Here is a 19,594-nt window from a genome sequence, read left to right as displayed (position 1 = left end):
TTTTGGGCCTGGCCGTGAGTCGAGGCGTGCGAGGTTCGTTGGTTGGCGCGTGTCGCGACGAGATGGAGCAGGTTCGCGAGTCCGGGTGTGTCGCGGCGAGGTAGGGGCGGACTCGTGGGCCGGGATGGTTGTGCTGCGGCGTGGTTGGCTCGTGAGACTGGCTGGGTTGCCGCGAGGCCAGCGGGTCTGGGGTTGTTGTCCTGAGGCGGGATTGGGTCGTTTGCTTGGGCGCAATGCGCTGGGCAGGGCTGCGGACGTGCGGTGTGGTGGGCACGGAGTTGCGCGGGTTCGGCTCACCGCTGCAAGAGAGGGTCGCAGGTTGCGGAGAGCTGCGCTGGGGCAGGGGAGGTTCCCCGGTGCGCGCGTGCTGCCCCGAGGCTGAGCCGTGGGTCCGGGGTGTGTCGCGGTCAGACGGGCTGGCTCGCGGGTCCTGGCGTGCTGCGGTGAGGTAGTGCGGGCCTCTTGAGCTCGAGTCTGTTGCCGTCAGGCAGTCCTGGCTCGTGTGCCGAGGTGCTTGCGCAGAGGTAGGGCGGTCTCGTGGGTCCGGGCGAGCTGCGTCGAGGCGGGCTCGCGGATGTTCGGTCGGGGTTCGTCCGGCCCGGCCTGACCCCGTTCGCCCGGGCTCGTGCCGCCCCGGCTGCCCCGTTCAACCAGGGGGCTAGTCCGCCCCAGCCCTCACTCTTCGGCCAGCGTCGCCAGCACGCTCTCCCCGTACTTGGCCAGTTTGCTCTCCCCGACCCCGCTCACCGTGCCCAGGACGTCGAGCGTCGTCGGCATCATCGCGGCGATCTGGCGCAACGTCGCGTCGTGGAAGATCACGTACGCTGGCACGCCTTGTTCCTTCGCCGTCGCCGCGCGCCAGGAGCGCAAGCGCTCGAACACCGGGGCCGCCTCCGGGGGCATCTCGATCGGCGCGGCTGGCGTGCGGCGGGACGTTCGCGGGGCACGCGCCGGGCGTTCCGGTTCGCGGCGCAGCTGCACTTTCTGGGAACCGTTCAGTACCGCGGTCGAGCCTTCGGTCAGCACCAGCGATCCGTAATCTCCTTCGACCGCCAGCAGGTTGCGCGCCAGCAGTTGCCGCACCACCGCGCGCCATTCCGGTTCGCGCAGTTCGGTGCCGATGCCGAAGACCTTCAGCGTGTCGTGCTGGAACTGGGTGACTTTCGGGGTCGTCTTGCCCAGCAGGATGTCGATGATCTGGCCGGCGCCGAACTTCTGCCGCCGCTCATTGCGCAGACGGACCACTGTGGACAGCAGTTTCTGCGCGGGAATGGTGCCGTCCCAGCTTTCCGGCGGGTTCAGGCAGGTGTCGCAGTTCCCGCACGGCTCGCCGGACTGCCCGAAATACGCGAGGATCTGCGTGCGCCGGCAGTCGACCGTCTCGCACAGCGCCAGCATCGCGTGCAGATGCTGGGCCTGAAGGCGGCGATGCCTCTCGTCGCCCTCGGAGTTGTCGATCATTTTACGTTGCTGCACCACGTCTTGCAGCCCGTAGGCGAGCCACGCGGTGGACGGCAGTCCGTCGCGGCCCGCGCGGCCGGTTTCCTGGTAGTAGCCTTCCACGGACTTCGGCAGGTCCAGGTGCGCGACGAACCGCACGTCCGGTTTGTCGATGCCCATGCCGAACGCGATCGTGGCGACCACGACGAGCCCGTCCTCGCGCAGGAACCTCGCCTGGTTCGCCGCGCGGGTCGCCTTGTCGAGCCCGGCGTGGTAGGGCAGCGCCGGAATTCCGTTCTGCACCAAGAAATCCGCCGTCTTCTCCACGGACGCGCGGGACAGGCAGTAGACGATCCCGGCGTCGCCCTCGTGCTCGGTGCGCAAAAAGTCGAGCAGCTGCTTCTGCGGCGAGTTCTTCGGCACGATCCGGTACTGGATGTTCGGCCGGTCGAAGCTCGCGACGAAATGCTTCGCGTCGTCCAGGCCGAGCCGCCGCGAGATTTCCTGGTGCGTGGCCTCGGTCGCGGTGGCGGTGAGCGCGATCCGGGGCACGTCCGGCCAGCGTTCGTGCAGCGACGACAGCATCAGGTAGTCGGGCCGGAAATCGTGGCCCCACTGGGAGACGCAGTGCGCCTCGTCGATCGCGAACAGCGCGATCTCGCCGCGGTCGAGCAGCCGCACGGTGGACTCGACCGACAGCCGTTCGGGCGCGAGGTAGAGCAGGTCGAGTTCGCCCGAGACGAACGCCTCCTCGACCTCTTGCCGCTGCGCGAAATCCTGCGTGGAGTTGAGGAATCCGGCGCGCACGCCGACGTTGCGCAACGCGTCGACTTGGTCCTGCATCAGCGCGATGAGCGGCGAAATCACCACGCCGACGCCCGGCCGCACCAGCGCCGGGATCTGGTAGCACAGCGATTTCCCGCCGCCGGTGGGCATGAGCACCAGCGCGTCGCCGCCGGAGATCACGTGCTCGACGATCTCCTCCTGGTCGCCGCGGAACGCGTCGTAGCCGAAGACGCGCTGCAAGGTCTCGAGAGCGGGGGAACGGGTGGCCTGCTCGGCCAGGTCGGGGTGCGCCACGCGGCCGATTCTAGGGCGGCGGACCGTCCGGGCGAGCCTGCCCCGCCGGGTCCGGCGCGAGAGTCCCCGTCGCACCGGCCGTTTTCGGCGCCTGCGGCAGGTCCGGTCGCGCAGGGTGAACAGCAGGGCGACTGGTGGCGGCGCGGATGAAGGGGCCCTTCACAACACCCTCGTGACAGACAGTGCCGAGTCGGTGGTCCCAGTGCCATTCGGCCTCGGTCCGGAGGCGCACAATGGGATCCGTGGCTTTTCCGATCCATGACCTGACCGGGTACTTCTCCGGCGAATGGCAGCTCGCGCGCGAAATCGTCGACGTCGACGGGGCGGCGCTGGGCGAAGCGAGCGGCCGCGCGACGTTCACCCCGGACAACGGCGTGCTCGTCTACCACGAGTCGGGAGAGCTGCAGCTCGGAGCGCATCGCGGACCGTTCGTCCGGACGCTGCACTACCGGCCGGCCGGAGGTTCGCGCGCCGCGGTGCACTTCGACCACGGCGGGTTCTTCCACGACTTGGACCTGGCGACCGGGGAGTGGACGGCCGACCATCCGTGCGCCGCCGACTGGTACCGAGGGGCGTATCGCGTGCTCGATGCCCGGCGGTGGGAGCAGGAATGGGTCGTGACCGGCCCGGCCAAGGACCACGTGATCACTACCCGGTTCTCCCGGGTGGAGTGAGGGCTTCGCGAGTCAGCGCACGATTCCGCACCGCCTTGCGGCGGACATCGAAGTGTCTTTACTTGCGCCGGTTGCGCAGGATCACCAGCAGCACCGCGATCGCGGAAACCGCGCAGGCCGCGGTGATCACCATGCCCGCCCAGGCGGGGATCGCGATCCCGGCGATGTTGTCGAAGCCGGGCAGGGCGCGGGGCGCGGTGATCGCCACGAGGCCCTCCGTTCGCGTGGTCGGCGTGCGGGTCGTTGTCGCGCCGCATTTTACCCGACGTCGGTCGTGCCCGTCAGGTCCGAAGTGGACAGTCCCGGTCACCGCTGGTAGTCAACGGTTTTTGCCGTGCGGAAGCGGTTCTGCCGGTGCGAGTGGACCCCTCGCGCCGGTTGAGTCACAGTGCTGGGCGCCGACGGATCTTCGAGGCATGATCGAGGCAAGCGCACGACGACGAAGGAGGAGCGCGAGATGAACGTGGCCGATCTGCTCGTGGACGGATTCGGCCGGGTGCGGGAAGTGGTGCACCAGGCAGTCGAGGGGCTGACCGCGGAGCAGCTGGCGGCGCGACCCGGCCCGGACGCCAACCCGATCGGCTGGCTGGTCTGGCATCTGGCGAGGGTGCAAGACGACCATGTCGCCGACGTCGCGGGCGCCGACCAGCTCTGGACAGCCAAGGACTGGCGCGAGAAATTCGCCCTGCCGTTTCCGGCCGGCGACATCGGCTACGGACACAGCAGCGCGGATGTGGCGAAGGTGCGGCCGCCGTCGCCGGATTTGCTCACCGGCTACTACGACGCCGTGCACGAGCACACGGTGTCCTGGGTGGCCGGCCTGGACGAGGCGGCGCTGGACCGCGTGGTCGACGAAGCCTGGAACCCGCCGGTGACGCTGGGAGTGCGGCTGGTCAGCGTGCTGTCCGACGATCTCCAGCATGCCGGGCAGGCCGCCTACGTGAGGGGGTTGCTGCTGGGATGACGCGGACGGGTTGACGAGGTGGGCGAGTGGCGGCCCTGCCTGGGATGGCGAGAGTCGGCTGCGGCGGGCGGCTTGGCGAGCGCCGAGTTCCTGTCCGGATAACGGCAGTCGACTGCGAACGGTTGCCTTGATTGGCTGAGCGCAGTGGCTCGCGGTCAGAAGGCAGGGTGGCGTCGGCCTGCAGGCTGAACGCGGCTGGCCAGCGACGCCCGGCGGTGGCTGGCCCCTGCGTGGCGAGATGCGGATCGGGGGCGCGGCCAACCCGAGCGGCTGAGCGGTGCGGGCGGTTTGGGGCGCGGCGTTGTGCGAGGTTCGAGCGGCTGTGGGATGTCGGCGGTTCCGGGCTGCGGCGATGTGCGCGGTCGCGCGACTCTGGGATGTCGGCGGTTCCGGGGCGCGGGGTTGTGGGCGGTCTGGCGATTGTGGGATGTCGGCGGTGTGCGGGGTCGGGCGACTGTGGGATGTCGGCGGTTCCGGGGCGCGGCGGTGTGGGCGGTCGAGCGACTGTGAGATGTGGGCAGTTCGAGCCGCGACGGACTCACTCGTACCCCGTTCCCCGGTGGTCCGGCAGGCGGCGCGGGCCGGGGCCGTCCTGGCCCAGTTGGTCGTTCGGGTTGGCGAGGCGGCATTTCGCCAGGGACATGCAGCCGCAGCCGATGCAGTCGTTCAGCTGGTCCCGGAGCTGTTCCAGCTGGCGGATGCGCTGGTCCAGGTCGGAGCGCCAGCAGGACGAGATGCGGGACCAGTCGGCGCGGGTCGGGGTGCGGTCGTCCGGGAGGAGGGCCAGCACGTCGCGGATCTGTGCCAGCGGCATGCCCACTCGCTGTGACATGCGGATGAACGTGACCCGCCGCAGGGTGTCGCGGCGGTAGCGGCGCTGGTTGCCCGCGGTGCGCCTGCTGCGGATCAGGTTCTCGTCCTCGTAGAACCGCAGGGCCGACGCCGGCACGCCGCTGCGGTGGGAGAGTTCGCCGACGGTCAGTTCGGGCGGGTCCGTTTTCGCCATGCGCTCAGCATAGCTTGACTTAAAGGGAGCTTGAAGTTCGAGACTCGCTTCCGGAGGCGGGAAACCTGTTCCGCCCCGGTGCGAAGGAGAAAAACGTGTCCGAAGCTCCCGTCCGGCTCGCTGTGCTCGTCGGCAGTGCCAGGGAAGGGCGGTTCGCCCCGACGGTCGTGCGCTGGTTCGCCCGCCAGGCCGACCGGCACGGCGGGTTCGCGGTCGACGTCCTCGACGTAGCCGAGATCTCGCTGCCGCTCGCGATGAACGGCGAGGGGGCCGCGCCGGTCGCGGCCCGGCTCGACGCGGCGGACGCGTTCGTCGTGGTCACGCCGGAGTACAACCACAGTTACCCGGCCGCGCTCAAGAACGTCCTCGACTGGTTCCGCACCGAATGGCACGCGAAACCGGTCGCATTCGTGTCGTACGGCGGGATTTCCGGCGGGCTGCGCGCGGTCGAGCACCTCCGCCCGGTCTTCGCCGAACTGCACGCGGTCACCATCCGCGAGACGGTGAGCTTCCACGGGGCGTACAGCCGGTTCGGGGAGGACGGCGAACCGGTCGACCCGGCCGCCGAGACCGCGGCGAAGGCGTTGCTCGATCAGCTCGAATGGTGGGCTCGCGCGTTGCAGGAAGCCCGGTCGGTGCGGGCTTATCCGGCCTAGTCCGGCCGGAACCGGGGTAGGCGAAGCGCCGGGGGTCGCCCTGGCCGGTCGAACGGGGGTGGTTGAAGCGCCGAGGGTGCTGGGCTAACGGTGCGACACTCCGGCCAAGCTCTCGATCGCGAAGCTTGTGCCCGGATTAGCACGAGAGGGGAAGCCGGGGCGGTGTCGCAGGACGGAGGGAGTGGTGGGTCGGGGGACGGTGCGGGAGGTTGGCCGAGGGCTGCGCTGGGAGCGGTGCCGCAAGCCGACGGGGAGGGGGAGTCGAGGCGGTGTCGCAGAGCGGGAGAGTCGTGGCCCGGCGGCGGTGCCGCAGGTAGGCGGGGACGTGGTGCGGTCGGTGCCGCACGCGGATGGAGCGGGGGCGGTGTCGCAGGACGAGGGAGTGGTGGCCGGGCGGCGGTGCCGGAGGCAGGCGGGGACGTGGTGCGGTGCCGCAGGTCGGCGAGTGCTGCGCCGAGAGCGGTGCCGCAAGTTGGCGGGAGGGGGTGTCGAGAACGGTGCCACAAGCTTAAGGGAGCGGGGAGCCGACAGCAGCGCCCCAAGCTGGCGGAAAGCTGAGTCGGGGCGGTGCCACAAGGCGAAACCGCACCGCCCCGCTCGCGGCAAAACGCTCAAGCCGCCTTGCTGTCCACATGAGACCGCCGGGCGAACGCGGGCGCGTGTTCCGGTCGCAATCCCACGCCGCCAAGGTAAGCGGTAACCCTGGAAAGCGCGGGGAATCGTTGCACCATCCGCATCGGTGCGGGCAAGCGGTTCAGGGTTCCGTCGAGTGCGGGGCGCAGCAGCATTTCGTGTTCGCCTCGCTGGCTGGACTGCACGGCGACCGTGGGCAGCAAACGGCGGCGGCGTACCGCCGCGAGGCGGGACACCGGGACTGCCCCGCGCCGCAACGGTTCCGCGAGGAGTCGTGCGGTGGCGACGGCGTCTTGCACGGCCAGGTTCACCCCGACGCCGCCGACGGGGGACATCGGGTGTGCCGCGTCGCCGATGCACAGTGCGCCCGGGGCGTGCCAGCGCGGCAGCAGGCCCATCGTCACCTCGAGCAGCTTCACGTCGTCCCATGAGCGCACAGCGGACAGTTGCGACGGGGTCCAGCCGAACAGCTCGCCCAGCCGGGAGCGGAAGCTTTCGATGGGGGCGGACCGCAATTGCGCGTCTTGGCCGCGGGGGATGAGGTACGAGGTCTGGTAGTAGTCGCCGCGGTCCATGGTCACCGAGGCGTATCCGGGGCCGAACCGGGCGAACACCCCCGGCTCGCCCGGTTCGGCTTTCGGCACCCGCACTTGCCAGACGTCCATCGGGACCTCCGACTCGCGCAGGGCGAGGCCGAGTTCGCGGCGCACGGTCGACCAGCGGCCGTCGCACCCGACCGTGAGCGGGGCTTCCAGTGCGACGACGGCGCCGGTTTCGTCGCGGTAATCGACTCCGGTGACGCGTCCGCCCTCGCGGCGCAGGGACACGACGGAAGCCCCCATGCGCAGGGTGAATTTCGGTTCCGCCGCACCGGCTTCGGCCAGCAGGCCCAGGAATTCGGCTTGCGGCACCATCGCGATGTGCTTGTGCGGGCCGCGCAGCCTGCTGAAGTCGGCGGCGATCACGGTTTCCTCGCCGATCTCCATTTTCATCCGCTCCAGGACCGAACGGGACAGGGCGGCGAACCGGTCGCCCAGGCCCAGTTCGTCCAGCAGCCGCAGCGTCGACGGGTGCACGGTGTCGCCGCGGAAATCCCGCAGGAAGTCACGGTGCTTCTCCAGCACCACCACCTCGACCCCGGCCCGGGCCAGCAGCAGGCCCAGCATCACGCCGGCCGGACCGCCCCCGGCCACCACGCATCCGGTCCGCTCCATCGGGACCTCCAATCTTAGAGACGCTCTAAGTTTAGAGTAACGCTAAGATCCTCGCCATGACCGGGTTGCGGGAAGAGAAGAAGCGGCGGACCCGCCAAGCGCTGATCGAGGCCGCGCTCACGCTGTTCGACGAGCAGGGCTACGACGGCACGACCGTCGCCGAGATCTCCGCGCGGGCCAAGGTGTCCCCGGCGACGTTCTTCAACTACTTCGCGACCAAAGAGGACGTCGTCTTCGCTGATCAGCATCTCTACGACGAGGTGGTCGACGAGGTCTTCGCCGCGGCGGAGCCAGGCGCGCCGGTCGCGGAGATGGTGACCCGGACCGTGCACGCGCTGGCGACGGCGGACGCGTGGAGCTTTCCGCTGGACCATCCGCTCACCGAGGTGCGGACCCGGCTGCTGGCCGGAGTGCCCGCGTTGCGCGCGGGCTATCTGCTGCGCAACGCCGCGGTGGGGGACCGGTGGGCGGAGAAGCTCTACGAAACGTGTGCGCCGCAGCTGGATCGGGTCGAGGCCGCCGCGCTGACCGGTGCGGCGCTGGGCGCGTTGGAGGCGGCGTTGCGGCAGGTGCCCGAAGGGCACAGCGCGACGGAAGTCGTCCTGGGGGTCGTCGAGCGGGTGGTGCACGGGTTTTTGCCCACGACGCCCGGCTAATTGCAGTACAGGGATTCGAGCTTGGTGTCCGAGGCGACCACGGTGATCCCTTTGCCGATCGGCTGCCCGGACGACGCCAGCGACGCGGAGACCGTGCAGACCACCTGCTGCAGCCCGATCGGGTACAGCAGTTTCATCGATTCGCCGACGGTCACGGTCACCGGTTGCGCCGAAGTGTCGACTGTGACGTGCCGGCCGGGCGGGAGCATCGAGTAGAACCCCTCTTGTTCCTCCGTCCGCGTCGGGCCGCCGAACAGTTCCGTCAGCACCGTCGTGGGCGTCGCGTCCCTCGCCCAGGCGCGCTGCACCGGGCTGAGCTGTCCCGCGTAGACGAAGTAGAGCGTGATCTGCGGACGCGGCTCGCCCAGCTGGAATCCGCCGGGAGCGTCGCCGGCGGGGACCACCCCGGTCGGCTGGATGCCGCAACCGGCCAGCGCCAGAACCGAAATCAGGGCGACGAAGAGCCTCCGGTGTTTCATCGCTCCTCCTGCGCGGCGCGGGGCAGCCGGAGCGTGAACCGGGCTCCGTCGCCGGTGTTTTCCGCTTCGATGTCGCCGCCGTGCAGCCGGGCGTTTTCCAGCGCGATGGACAGACCGAGGCCGCTGCCGTCGGACCGGGCCCGCGACGTGTCGGCCTTCGCGAAGCGGTCGAACACCTTCGGCAGCACCTCCTCGGGGATGCCCGGGCCGTGGTCGGCGACCGTGAGGAAAACCGTCGTGTCGTCGGTGCTCAGCCGGATTTCGACCGGCGGTGCGCCGTGGCGCAGCGCGTTGCCGACGAGGTTCGCGACCACCAGGTCGAGCCGCCGCGGGTCGACCGGCACGGTGACGTTCGGCAGGTCGGCCGCCACGGACTCGGTCCAGCCGCGGGCGGCGAGGCTGTTGCTCACCGCCTCGGCCAGGTCGACCTCTTCGATCCGCAGCTCCGCGCGTCCGGCGTCGAACCGGGAGATCTCGACCAGGTCCTGGACGAGCCGGGTCAGCCGCCGCGTTTCGGCCGACACCAGCCGCGCCGCCACGGCGGTGTCGGAGGGCAGCTGGTCGGCGTCCTCGTCGAGAACGTCGGTGACCACGTTCATCGCGGCCAGCGGGGTGCGCAGTTCGTGCGAGACGTCCGCGACGAACCGGCGCGCGTCGGCCTCCATCTCGCGCAGCGAGCCGACCGTGCGTTCCAGTTCCGCGGCGGTGTGGTTGAACGTGGTCACCAGCTGAGCCAGCTCGTCGGAACCCTTGGCGGGCAACCGCACGTCGAGCTGTCCGTCGCCGAGTTTGCGCGCCGCGGAATTCAGCGCGCGCACCGGCTGCAGCACCTGCCGCGCGGCCAGCAGCGCCAGTGCGACCGCGATCGGCAGGGCCAGCGCGGTCATCTGCCACGCGCGCGTCGCCAGCTGCTCGATCGCCGCCTGCTGGGTGGCCAACGGCACCGTTTTGTAGACCTCGATGCCGGTGTGTTCGCCGCGCGTCGCGCCGTAGCGCAGCAGCGGCATCCCGATGTAGAGCACCGGCTGTCCGCCCTCGATGACCCGCTGGAACTGGACCGAGGTCCCGCCGGCGACCGCGCTGCGCAGGCCGGCGGGGATTTGCGCCGGATTCAGCCCGACGCGCGAATGCAGCGACCCGAACACCACGGTCGTGATGCCCTTGAGCGAACTCGCCATGTTGTCGAGCTGCCGCTGGTCGGGCGGCAGGGTCAGCTGCGGCAGGTAGGTCCGGACCTCGTCGCGCAGCTGCACCATCGCCGGATCCTGCACGCCGGCCAGGATCGTGTTGCGCGCGGACACGTAGCTCGCGCCCGCCGCCGCGCCCGCACCGACCAGCGTCATCGCCGCGAACGCCAGCACCAGCCGCAGGCGCAGCCCGGACACCCACGACCGGAGCCGTTTCACGACCCGGCCCGCCTCACGAGCGACCGAACCGGTAGCCGAAACCGCGGACCGTCTGCACGTGGTCCGGCCGCGCCGGAACGTCCTCGATCTTCGCGCGCAGCCGCTGCACGCAGGCGTCCACCAAACGGGAATCGCCGAGGTAGTCGTGGCCCCACACGGCCGAGAGCAGCTGGCTGCGGCTGTACACCTGGCCCGGCGTGCGCGAGAGCTCCAGCAGCAGCTTCAGTTCGGTCGGCGTGAGCGAGACCGGCTCGTCGTGCTTGCGCACCAGCATCCCGGCCCGGTCGATCACCAGGTCGCCGTGCTGTTCGGGACCGGCGGCACCGGGCTCGGCGGCGGTGCGGCGCAGCACCGCGCGGATCCGGGCGTCGAGCACGCGCGGTTCGATCGGCTTCACGACGTAGTCGTCCGCGCCCGCTTCGAGGCCGGCGACGACGTCGAAATCGTCGCTGCGCGCGGTGAGCATGATGATCGGCACCTGGCCGAGCGCGCGGATCCGGCGGCACGTCTCGAACCCGTCGATGCCGGGCAGCATCAGGTCGAGCACCACCAGGTCCGGCGTCCGTTCGCGCAGCTGCGCCACGCCGTCCTCGCCGGTCGCCGCGGTGTGCACCGTGTGTCCTTGCCGGCGCAGCGCCAGTTCCATTCCCTCGCGGACGGACGCGTCGTCCTCGATCACCAACACCACAGCCACAGGGGCCATTATTCGGAATGCCCGCGGATTCGCGCGAGCCGGGCGGATCTTGTAGCGAAACCATGACACGGCACTGACGAGATCCCGAAATCCCGCGGCCAGGGTCGAAGACATGGCAGTGCTGACTCCTGAACCGCAGACCGTGCCCCTGTCCGCGCCGCGCCACGCGCTCGCCCCTCCCCGGCGGTCGCGGACCGCTGTGCTGATCGCGGCGGCGCTCGGGTTCGCCGGCGCGTTCGCCGTGGCGTACCTGCTGTTCGTGCGGACCGAGGCCGGACAGCGCGCCGAGGACGGCGTGGTCCGCTTCGCGCAGCGCCTCCCGCGGTCCACTGTGGACTGGGCGCGGCCGCTGGCCGGGATAGACGGCGTCGAGGTGTTCGGGGCGGCCGGGATCGTCATCGTGGCGCTGGCGCTGCTGCGCAAGCGCTTCGCGCTCGGGGTGACCGCGCTGGCGCTGTATTTGCTGCCGCTGGCCGCCGCGCAGCTGCTCAAGATCTACCTGCTGGACCGGCCGGACGTCGGCTCGACCGGAGCCCCGCACCACAACAGCTTTCCGAGCGGGCACGTGAGCGCGGCCACCGCCGTGCTGCTGGCGCTGGCCGTGGTGCTGCCCGCGCGGTTCCGGACCTGGGTGCTCGCCGCGGGTGCGCCCGGCGTCGCCTGGGTGGCCGCGGCGACCGTCGCGCTCGGCTGGCACCGCCTGTCGGACACCGTGGGCGCCTGCCTGCTGGTGGCCGCGGTCGTGTCGGCGGGCGCGGCGGTCGTCTCGGCGAGGCGTCCGGACGGCGGCCGGATCCCGCCGGTGCTGACCGCGGTCGCCCTGCTCGGGCCGGTAGTGGTGGTGCTGGGCGGGTACGCGGTGCTGGCGTCGGCGACGTCAGTGCCGGCCCGGTTCGTGGCGGCGCTGGTGCTGGCGGCGCTCAGCGCGGTGGCGGTGGTGTTGCTGGCCGCTGGACCGCTCCGGCGGGTGAACTTCGACCCGTCCGGGGCACGGAACCGGGTCAAAGGGGGCGGGGTCTAGTGAACGGCGATTCCGGTGCCGACCGCGAACGTCGCGTTACGACGGGTTGCGGCGCGGTTTGATCCGCACCGCGGGCAGCGGGGGAGCGGGCAGCCGCGCCGGGCCGCCGGGGTACGGCTCGATCGCGCCGAACTGGTCGGAATTCGCCTCCCACGCCGCGCGGTACTCGGCGATCTCCTCGTGGCTGCGGCCGACGAAGTTCCACCACATCAGGATTTCCTCGCCGAACGGCGGCCCGCCGAGCAGGATCACTCGCGCCGGTTCCGCCCCGGGGTTGCGCAGCTCGAGCTTCGCCGCGCCGATGCCGAGGTAGCCGAGCTGAGCGCGCTGCAGCGGGGTGCCCGCGAAAACGACCTCTCCGGTGTCGAGCAGGACGCCGTGCTCGAAGGACGGGTCCGCGGCGAGGCTGAGGCTCGCCCCCGGGTCGAGGACGATTTCCGCGCCCAGCAACGGGGTGAAGGTCTTCACCGGCGAGGTCGCGCCGGCCAGCGTGCCGAGGAAGACGCGCGCGACGGCGCCGTCGAGTCCGGTGGCCGGGGGCGCGTAATGCTGGAAGTCGCGGGCGGTGTGCCGGTGCTCGTCCGGCAGCGCGACCCAGAGCTGGACGCCGTGCAGCGTCGTGGTTTCCGGCGTCGACACCTCTTCGTGGCAGATGCCGTGCCCGCCGGTCATCAGGTTCAGTTCGCCGGGGCGGACCATCGCGTGCGAGCCGAGGCTGTCGCGGTGTTCGATCTCGCCGGTGAACAGCCAGCTCACCGTCTGCAGCCCGGTGTGCGGATGCGGGCCGACGGACATGCCGCCGCTGACCGAGGTGTCGTCGGGGCCGTAGTGGTCGGCGAAGCACCACGCGCCGATGAGCGACCGCTGGCGCTGCGGCAGGGTGCGGCGGACCGGCATCGCCCGCGGTCCGCCGAGCGGGACGGAGCGGGCGTCGAGGATCTCGACCTTGCCCGGGTCGACCGGGTCGCCGCCGCACTCGAGTTCGGCCGGGTCGGCCTCGACGTTGCTCATGCCTGACACGATAACCGGCGGTCAGCGGGCGAGGCGGTTGCGCAGCCAGTCGAGCGCCGTCGGGAGTGCGTTCAGCACCGAGATGTGCCCGTCGTGCGGACGGAGCCACAGCTCGGCGTCCGGGAGGTTCCGCAGCAGCCATTCGCTGTGGCTGGCCGGGACGACGCGGTCGTCGCCGCCGTGCACCAGCAGCACCGGAACCCGCACGTCGGCGGCCGCGAAGCCCCACGGCGCGACATACGCGAGGTCGTCGTCGGCTTCCGCGGCGACGTCAGCCGCCGCACCCGCGTCCTGTCCCAGCGGGCCCCACGTGCCGCGCAGCGCCGCCCAGTCCGCGTCGGTGAAACTCGCCGGGTCGAATTCCCGCGTTTCCCCGTGCCGCAGCCGGGTTTCGCGGCCCTCGCGGGCGGCCCGCAGCCAGCTGTCGTCGGCCATCCCGCCGTACCAGTCGTATTCCTCGGAGAATGGGGCCAATCCGGCGAGGGACACCGCGGCCAGCACCCGATCCGGCAGTCCCGCGGCGCAAGCCAATGCGTGCGGACCGCCGCCGGACGCGCCCGCCACGGCGAACCGCGGCAGGTCCAGCGCGTCCGCCAGGCGCCGCACGTCTTCGGCAGCCGAGCCGACCGTCCGTCCGGCCTTCGGAGTGGATTCGGCGTATCCCGGCCGGGCATAGGAAACGAGGCGGAATCCGCGCGCCGCGGCGGCCTCCGCCACCGGCGGCAGCAAACGGCCGGATTGCGGAGTTCCGTGGTGCCACACCAGCGGAAACCCGTCGCCCCCGCTGTCGTGCACTCGAAGATTCCGGCCGTCCGGCAGCGGCAGATCCGCGGTGGTCGTCCCCATTCCGAGGACTCTAGCCAGTCCGCCGCGTGCGATCGGCGAAATTGTCCCAGGCTTGGCGCACCAGCGCGGGATGCGCGAGCAGGTCCGACGCGGTCCGGGCCAGCGCCGCCGCCGTCGCGAGCAGCACGGTCCGGGCGCGCGGCGAGCCGGTCGCTTCGGCGAACGCCCGGCTGCCGACCGCGCGGACCGGATCGTGGAGCGCGACCGACGGATGGATCGTCGGCATCCGCACGCTCAGATCGCCCACCTCGGGCCGGCCGGGGACCGCCGCGATGCCCGACGGGGCCGCGTGGATCCCGCACGCCGCGAGATGCCGGGCGAAATGGCCGGACAGCACGGGGTTGTCGTGGAACCGCGCGTGAATCGGGCCGAACCGTTCGACATTCGCCTTGGTTCCGGTCGCCATCGCGGCTCCCTCGGCGGCGGTGGTCACTTCGGTGACGACCCGGCCGAGACTTTCCGCGTCCGGCGCGCGCAATCCGAACCGCGCCTCGGCGAAATCGGGCACCACATCGGTGGATTCCCCGCCGTGCGTCACGATTCCCTGTACAGCCGCACCGGCGGGCAGCCGGGCCCGCAGCGCGGCGATCGCGGTGAACACCTGCACCAGCCCGGCGACCGCGTCGGTGCTGTCTTCGGGGGCGGGGCCGGAATTCCCGTGCACGGTCACCCGCAGTTCGGTCCGCGCGGCGAGCGGCGCGGCGGCCCAGGTGTGCACGCCGGGCTGGAAAGTCAGCACCGCGTCGATGCCGTCGGCCGGGCGGTCGGTGACGACGACGGAACCGGATTCCAGTGTCCGGACGGTCGCCAGCGCCGCGCCGACGACCGCCGCGGCGACGAGGTTGTGCCCGAATTCCCGGCGCCGGTCGGACGGGAGCAGCAGGGCGACGCACGGACGCCCGCTGCCGTACCGCGCGGTGCGTCCGGTGAGGTCGAACCCGGCCTCGGCGAGCGGACCGAGATCCGGCTCCCGCTCGCCGTCCGGTTCACGGGACCAGGCCCAGAGCCGCTCGGCGAGCAGTTCGATCTCGTGGTCGGTCCGGTCGTGCCGGTCCTCGTCGGACTCCATGCCGCCCAGGTACCCACCGGGCAGCGATTCGATCCCCTCCGGAAGTGGGTAATTCGGCCGTTGGCGCGGCCGGGCCGGTGCGCGAGGGTCGCTGCCATGACAGCGGGAAGCTACCGGGTGCTGCCGGCCGAGGTGTCGGCGATCGTGAAGAACGTGGAAGGCCTCGGCGCCGCGGCGTTCTCGGCCGTGCGCGACCTCGAAACCCTCGTGATCGACTCCTTGTCGTTCGCGGGCATCGGCAGCGGGGTCGCCGCCGCGAACACCTTGCTGCAGTCGAAACTCGTGTCGTCGCTCGGCGATTTCGTGAAGCTGATCGAGCAGGTCAACGGCAAGGTGCGGCACGCGGCGCAGAACTACGCCGACGCCGACACCGCGGTGGCCCACGGCTACGGCGGCGGGGGAGCCGGGGCAGGCGGCGGCGGTGCGGCCGCTGGGGGTGCCGCACCGCGGCAGCTGGACGACCGGGTCGTCGATTCGATCATGCGGTCCGAAGGCGCGACGGGCGAACAGGGCGGGGTGCGCGAGGCGTACGGCTTCCGGGAGAGCATGCACAACGGCTACGACCAGATCATGGCCGCCCGCGAGCGGTACGGCGTCGGCAGCGCCGAGGAACGCGCGGTGGTCGCGCAGCTGATGACCGCGAACGCGCGCCATGCCGGGGCGCTGGAGTTCAGCGACCCGGGCGCGCAGGCGGCGATCATGTCCGGGGCGCACATGCGCGGCGCGGGCGGCGTCCGGGCGATCCTGAACCACATGGGCGGCGCGGACATCGTGCGGAGCGCGCGCACCCTCGACCCGGCCGCGGTCGAGCAGCTGCGGAGCCTGTCGCCGGAGGAGTTCCAGCAGCAGTTCCACGACGCCCGGATCGAATACGACCGGGAGATCTACGGCGACACGACCACCCGGCAGAACGGGCACACGCAGAACTGGTGGGACCGCTACGGAAACGGGCTGACCCAGCGCTACGACCGCGAGCAGCGGGAGTTCCTGCGGCTGTCGCGGTGACCCCGCTTCAGTCCAACTCGGACAACCGGGCCGTCAGGTCCTCGACGAGCCGCTTCAGCAGCTGGTCGAGGAGCTGGCGGTCCTCCTCCGTCCAGCCGCTGAGCGCGGAGGAGAACCAGCCTTCGATCACCTCGACGTAGCGTTCGGTCGCGGCCTTGCCTTCCGGGGTCAGCTCGATCAGCCGGGCCCGCTGGTCGTCCGGGTCGGCCACCCGGCGCACCAGGCCGCGGCTTTCCAGGCCTTGCACCTGCCGGGTCACGTGCGGCCCGACGACGTTCATCCGGTTGGCGATCTCGCCCACCCGCAGCGGCTGGCCCTCGATGTGCAGGATGCCGAGCACGCTCATCGCCGGCCGCTCCAGCGGCAGCCCGGTCGCCTCGACCGCGCGGTCGAAGAGCTTTCCCCGGCGCAGCGTCCCGCTCAGCTCGTTCAGCCGGGGGAGCAGGTCCCGGAGCAGGGAAGAGACGGCGGACATCGCGGGCTCCTTGATTAGATACCTAACTTAGGTATATGGTCGGGTCACCGGGATCGCGCGAAGCGGTTCCGGCCGGTCTCGAAAATGATACCTAAGGTAGGCATCTATCGCCTGCCGGGGGAAGGGGAGAACCATGAACGGGAGTGTGCTGATCTCGGGGGCGAGCATCGCGGGCCCGGCGCTGGCGTACTGGCTGAACCGGTACGGCTTCGCGGTCACCGTGGTGGAGAAGGCGCCGGCGGTGCGCGGCGGCGGGTACCCGATCGACACGCGCGGCCCGGCCGTCGAGGTGCTGCGGCGGATGGGCCTGGAGGACAAGGCGCGGGCGCGGCACGTCGCGACCCGGCGGCTTTCGTTCCTCGACGCGGACGGCGGCGTCATCCAGGGCGTCGAACCGGCCGTGCTGACCGGGGACCGAGCGGGTTACGACATCGAGCTGGCCCGCGGCGATCTCACCAGCCTGCTGTACGACGCGGTCCGCGACGACGTCGAGTTCCGCTTCTCGGAGTCGATCGCCACGCTGAACGACCGGGGCGACCGGGTCGACGTGACGTTCACCAGCGGCCGGAGCCAGACGTTCGACCTGGTCATCGGCGCGGACGGGCTGCACTCGAAGACGCGTTCGCTGGTCTTCGGGCCGGAGGAGCGGTTCCACCGCTACCTCGGCTACTGCTTCGCCGGGTTCACCATGCCCAACGACCTCGGGCTGTCGCACGAAGGCGTGGTGTGGGCGGTTCCGGGCCACAGCGCGGCGCTCTACGCCACCGGGGACGGCGACGGCGACATGCACGCGTTCCTGCTGTTCAGCCGGGAGGACGCGCCGTTCCACGCCTTCGCCGACCCGCGGGCGCAGCGCGACCTGGTCGCCGGCTACTTCGAGGGAGACGGCTGGCTGGTGCCCCGGATGGTCGAGGCGATGCGTACCGCCGATGACCTGTTCTTCGACGTGGTCAGCCAGATCCACCTGCCGGTCTGGGCGAAGGGCCGGGTCGCGCTGGCCGGGGACGCCGCGCACGCGACGTCGTTCCTCTCCGGGCAGGGCTCGAGCCTCGCGATGATCGGCGCGTATCTGCTGGCCTACGAGCTGGCCGAGGCCCCGCACGAGGAGGCGTTCGCGGCGTACGAGAGCCGCTCGCGGGAGTTCGTCGAGCGGAACCAGGCGCTGGCCACGGGCGGGGCGCCGGTCATGGCGCCGCGCACCGAAGCGGAGCTGGAAGCGCGGAACGCGGCGCTGCGGTCGATGGACGGATTGCCGGGGGAGGAGCACAACGAGGTGCACACGTTGCTGACGCTGCCGCCGGAGCGCGCGACCGTCTGAGCCTCGGTGGGCGAGTCGGGCTCGGACGCGCCGTCGCGGCGTGCGAGGCTACCCGGCGGCATTGCGCGGTGACGGAACGGGGCGGGATGAACGCGATTGCGCGCGGCGGCGGGATGCTCGCGGCGATTTTGGTGGTCGTCGGCGGCACGGCCGGGCTCGGGGTGGCGCTCGGGCTCGGCTCGACGGCGATGCTGGCCGGGCTGACCGCCTTGTTCTGTTTCATCGCCGCCACCGGCGGGCCGTTGCGGCCGGACCTGTGGCTGCTCGCCGCGTTCGCGCCGGCGGTCGTGCTCGGCGGCGCCGGGCCGCGGCTGCTGGGCGAGGTGTCGCCGGTCGCGTCGATCGCGTTGCTCGTGCTGGTGGTGTTCGCGGCGGCGCTGGTGCCCGCGCTCGGGTCGCGGTATGTGACGGTCGGGCTCGGACTCGGCATGGCCACGGTGTTCGGCTACGGCTTCCAGCTGAGCGGAGCGGCCAGCCCGGTGCAGATCATCTGCGCGCCGGCGCTGGCCGTCGGGGTCGTGTTCGTGCTGCGGCTGCTGATGGGGCTGAGCGATCCGGGCAAGCCGACCCGCACCGCACTGGCCGACGCGCTCGCCGGACCGGACCGCGTGAGCGCGGAGCGGGCGGTGCGGTTGTGGGTCACCGACCGGCCGCGGGCCTGGCAGGCGCGGGTGCTCGCCGGCGGCGCGCGCTACCACGGCACCGCCGCGTTGCTGCGGGACCGGCTGCGCGTCTTCGACGAAGAACAGGCGGCGGCGGTGACGCGCGTGCTCGAGGCCGCGGACGAACAGGTCGGGGCGCTCGCGGAAGCCGTGCGGGCCAAGGCGGTTTCGGAGCCGCCGGAGATCGAACGGGTCGACCCGGACGTCGCGCTGCCCGGCGACACCGGCGCGCTGCTCGACGAAGCCTGGGCGGGGCTGTGCGCGATCCGGGAAGCGGTGCTGAACCGCGACGAGTCCATTGTGGACTTCCCGCGGCATCTCGTGCGCGAGGCGTTGCGGCGCGAGGCGACCGGGGTGTTTTCGTGGCGGTCCGCGCAGTTGCGGCACGCGTTGCGGTGCGCGCTGGGGATGCTGGTCGCGGCGGTGATCGCGATGTTCCGTCCGGGCGACCCGCTCACGGTCTCGTTCCTGATGACGACCTTCGCGCTCATGCAGCCGGAATGGCGGGACACGCTGGCGAAGGCGGGGCAGCGCGCTGCCGGTGCGGCGGCCGGGGCCGTGGTGCTGGCGGTCGCTCTGTGGCTGTTGCCGCCGGGCGCGTTGCTGCCGCTGGGGATTGTCGCGCTGCTCGTCGGGTTCCCGTTCATGCAGGTGCAGCCGATGGTGTTCAACGGCTGCATGGTGCTGATGAGCGTCGGGATGAACGCCACGACGCGTCATCTGGACGCGGTTTCGGTGCTGGTGGAGTATCTGCTGCTGGTTGTGCTGGCGGTGGTGATCGGGCTGCTGTTCGGCTTCGCCGCGGTGCCCGGGGTGCCGAAACCTTCGGTGGCACAACGGCTTGCCGACGCCGTCTCCGAGACTGGCGAGCTGCTCGCGTCGGTGGCGGAACGGCTGCGCGGCGGAAGCAGCCGGCGCGAGGTCGGGCTGCGGTTCCGCGCCGCGGCCCGGACGCATCAGGACCTGCTGAGTCCCGAGCCGGGCAGCCGGGAGCCTTCGCCGGAGCAACGAGAAGCCCTGGAAGAGGCCGGGCAGGGATTGCGCGGTCTCGCGGCGTCGGCGGGCGCGCTGCTGCAACGGGACGCGCAGTCGGCGGCGATGGCGTCCTTCGCGGAGGCCGCGGCGGGTGCGCTGGCCGGGAACGGGGAACTGCCCGCGCGTCCGGTGGACGCGGACGAGGAGGAGCGGTTGCTGGCCGACCTCGTCCGAGCTGACCTGCTGCGCGTGCATCGCGGCGCGGAGGTGCTCGCGGGCTGAAAGGGCGCCGGATGCTTCCCTTGCGTCC

The 19,594-nt window shown here is 71.5% G+C and carries 19 protein-coding genes; 8 read left to right on the top strand and 11 right to left on the bottom strand.

Annotated elements, in window-relative coordinates; all coding sequences use genetic code 11:
• Positions 1–675: 675 nt before the first annotated feature.
• Positions 676–2,520, bottom strand: coding sequence for a DNA helicase RecQ (recQ, locus tag L942_RS32525; protein WP_037367666.1), 1,845 nt, complete (start codon positions 2,518–2,520; stop codon positions 676–678).
• Between the two features lie 242 nt (positions 2,521–2,762).
• On the opposite strand from recQ, the gene L942_RS32520 reads away from it, so the two are divergent.
• Entirely contained in the window at positions 2,763–3,194 is a 432-nt protein-coding gene (locus L942_RS32520) for a DUF6314 family protein (protein WP_235079536.1), read from the top strand.
• 58 nt (positions 3,195–3,252) lie between these two features.
• Here the strand turns inward: L942_RS32520 and L942_RS44600 are convergent, their stop codons facing one another.
• The gene (locus tag L942_RS44600; protein WP_158684569.1) at positions 3,253–3,402 is read right to left on the bottom strand and encodes a hypothetical protein; all 150 of its coding nucleotides are present in this window, start codon (positions 3,400–3,402) and stop codon (positions 3,253–3,255) included.
• A gap of 249 nt (positions 3,403–3,651) precedes the next feature.
• On the opposite strand from L942_RS44600, the gene L942_RS32515 reads away from it, so the two are divergent.
• Entirely contained in the window at positions 3,652–4,158 is a 507-nt protein-coding gene (locus tag L942_RS32515) for a mycothiol transferase (RefSeq protein ID WP_037367664.1), read from the top strand.
• A gap of 538 nt (positions 4,159–4,696) precedes the next feature.
• Here the strand turns inward: L942_RS32515 and soxR are convergent.
• A complete protein-coding gene (soxR, locus tag L942_RS32510; protein WP_037367662.1) occupies positions 4,697–5,164 on the bottom strand; it encodes a redox-sensitive transcriptional activator SoxR in 468 nt (155 codons plus the stop codon).
• 95 nt (positions 5,165–5,259) lie between these two features.
• On the opposite strand from soxR, the gene L942_RS32505 reads away from it, so the two are divergent.
• On the top strand, positions 5,260–5,820 hold the full coding sequence (locus tag L942_RS32505) for an NADPH-dependent FMN reductase (RefSeq protein ID WP_037367661.1): 561 nt from the start codon (positions 5,260–5,262) through the stop codon (positions 5,818–5,820).
• A 611-nt stretch (positions 5,821–6,431) separates the two neighbouring features.
• Here the strand turns inward: L942_RS32505 and L942_RS32500 are convergent.
• Positions 6,432–7,667 carry an FAD-dependent oxidoreductase gene (locus tag L942_RS32500; RefSeq protein WP_037367660.1) on the bottom strand — a complete coding sequence of 412 codons (1,236 nt, stop codon included), beginning with the start codon at positions 7,665–7,667 and terminating at the stop codon, positions 6,432–6,434.
• A gap of 56 nt (positions 7,668–7,723) precedes the next feature.
• On the opposite strand from L942_RS32500, the gene L942_RS32495 reads away from it, so the two are divergent.
• Positions 7,724–8,323: a TetR/AcrR family transcriptional regulator gene (locus L942_RS32495; protein ID WP_051166406.1), complete on the top strand. Its 600-nt coding sequence runs from the start codon at positions 7,724–7,726 to the stop codon at positions 8,321–8,323.
• Here the strand turns inward: L942_RS32495 and L942_RS32490 are convergent.
• The 3 genes from L942_RS32490 to L942_RS32480 all read right to left on the bottom strand — a co-directional run bounded on the left by L942_RS32490 (position 8,320) and on the right by L942_RS32480 (position 10,902).
• Positions 8,320–8,802 carry a hypothetical protein gene (locus L942_RS32490; protein ID WP_037367659.1) on the bottom strand — a complete coding sequence of 161 codons (483 nt, stop codon included), beginning with the start codon at positions 8,800–8,802 and terminating at the stop codon, positions 8,320–8,322. The genes L942_RS32495 and L942_RS32490 overlap by 4 nt on opposite strands.
• Entirely contained in the window at positions 8,799–10,145 is a 1,347-nt protein-coding gene (locus L942_RS32485; RefSeq protein WP_200863002.1) for a sensor histidine kinase, read from the bottom strand. Before L942_RS32485 ends, L942_RS32490 begins: the two co-directional genes overlap by 4 nt.
• 76 nt (positions 10,146–10,221) lie before the next feature.
• Positions 10,222–10,902: a response regulator gene (locus tag L942_RS32480; protein WP_037367657.1), complete on the bottom strand. Its 681-nt coding sequence runs from the start codon at positions 10,900–10,902 to the stop codon at positions 10,222–10,224.
• Positions 10,903–11,014: 112 nt separating this feature from the next.
• On the opposite strand from L942_RS32480, the gene L942_RS32475 reads away from it, so the two are divergent.
• Positions 11,015–11,923, top strand: coding sequence for a phosphatase PAP2 family protein (locus L942_RS32475; RefSeq protein ID WP_037367656.1), 909 nt, complete (start codon positions 11,015–11,017; stop codon positions 11,921–11,923).
• Between the two features lie 36 nt (positions 11,924–11,959).
• Here the strand turns inward: L942_RS32475 and L942_RS32470 are convergent, their stop codons facing one another.
• From L942_RS32470 to L942_RS32460, 3 genes are read right to left on the bottom strand one after another with little or no spacing between them, the layout of a single operon-like run.
• Entirely contained in the window at positions 11,960–12,934 is a 975-nt protein-coding gene (locus L942_RS32470; RefSeq protein ID WP_037367655.1) for a pirin family protein, read from the bottom strand.
• A 21-nt stretch (positions 12,935–12,955) separates the two neighbouring features.
• On the bottom strand, positions 12,956–13,780 hold the full coding sequence (locus L942_RS32465) for an alpha/beta fold hydrolase (RefSeq protein ID WP_037367654.1): 825 nt from the start codon (positions 13,778–13,780) through the stop codon (positions 12,956–12,958).
• 10 nt (positions 13,781–13,790) lie between these two features.
• Entirely contained in the window at positions 13,791–14,849 is a 1,059-nt protein-coding gene (locus tag L942_RS32460; protein WP_037367651.1) for a peptidase dimerization domain-containing protein, read from the bottom strand.
• Positions 14,850–14,945: 96 nt separating this feature from the next.
• Between L942_RS32460 and L942_RS32455 the strand changes: the two genes are divergently transcribed.
• Positions 14,946–15,854, top strand: coding sequence for a hypothetical protein (locus L942_RS32455; protein WP_037367650.1), 909 nt, complete (start codon positions 14,946–14,948; stop codon positions 15,852–15,854).
• Positions 15,855–15,861: 7 nt separating this feature from the next.
• Here the strand turns inward: L942_RS32455 and L942_RS32450 are convergent, their stop codons facing one another.
• Positions 15,862–16,329 (bottom strand): MarR family winged helix-turn-helix transcriptional regulator, encoded by a 468-nt coding sequence (locus L942_RS32450; RefSeq protein WP_037367649.1) that lies wholly within the window; start codon positions 16,327–16,329, stop codon positions 15,862–15,864.
• 133 nt (positions 16,330–16,462) lie between these two features.
• On the opposite strand from L942_RS32450, the gene L942_RS32445 reads away from it, so the two are divergent.
• Positions 16,463–17,647, top strand: a complete 1,185-nt coding sequence (locus L942_RS32445; RefSeq protein WP_037367648.1) for an FAD-dependent monooxygenase — start codon at positions 16,463–16,465, stop codon at positions 17,645–17,647.
• Positions 17,648–17,733: 86 nt separating this feature from the next.
• The gene (locus L942_RS32440) at positions 17,734–19,566 is read left to right on the top strand and encodes an FUSC family protein (protein ID WP_037367647.1); all 1,833 of its coding nucleotides are present in this window, start codon (positions 17,734–17,736) and stop codon (positions 19,564–19,566) included.
• Positions 19,567–19,594: the final 28 nt, after the last annotated feature.

The organism is Amycolatopsis orientalis DSM 43388, assembly GCF_000411975.1.
GTDB lineage: Bacteria > Actinomycetota > Actinomycetes > Mycobacteriales > Pseudonocardiaceae > Amycolatopsis > Amycolatopsis orientalis_D.
The sequence above is the reverse complement of the archived record's forward strand: the minus strand, read 5'-3'. Positions and strand labels throughout refer to the sequence as shown.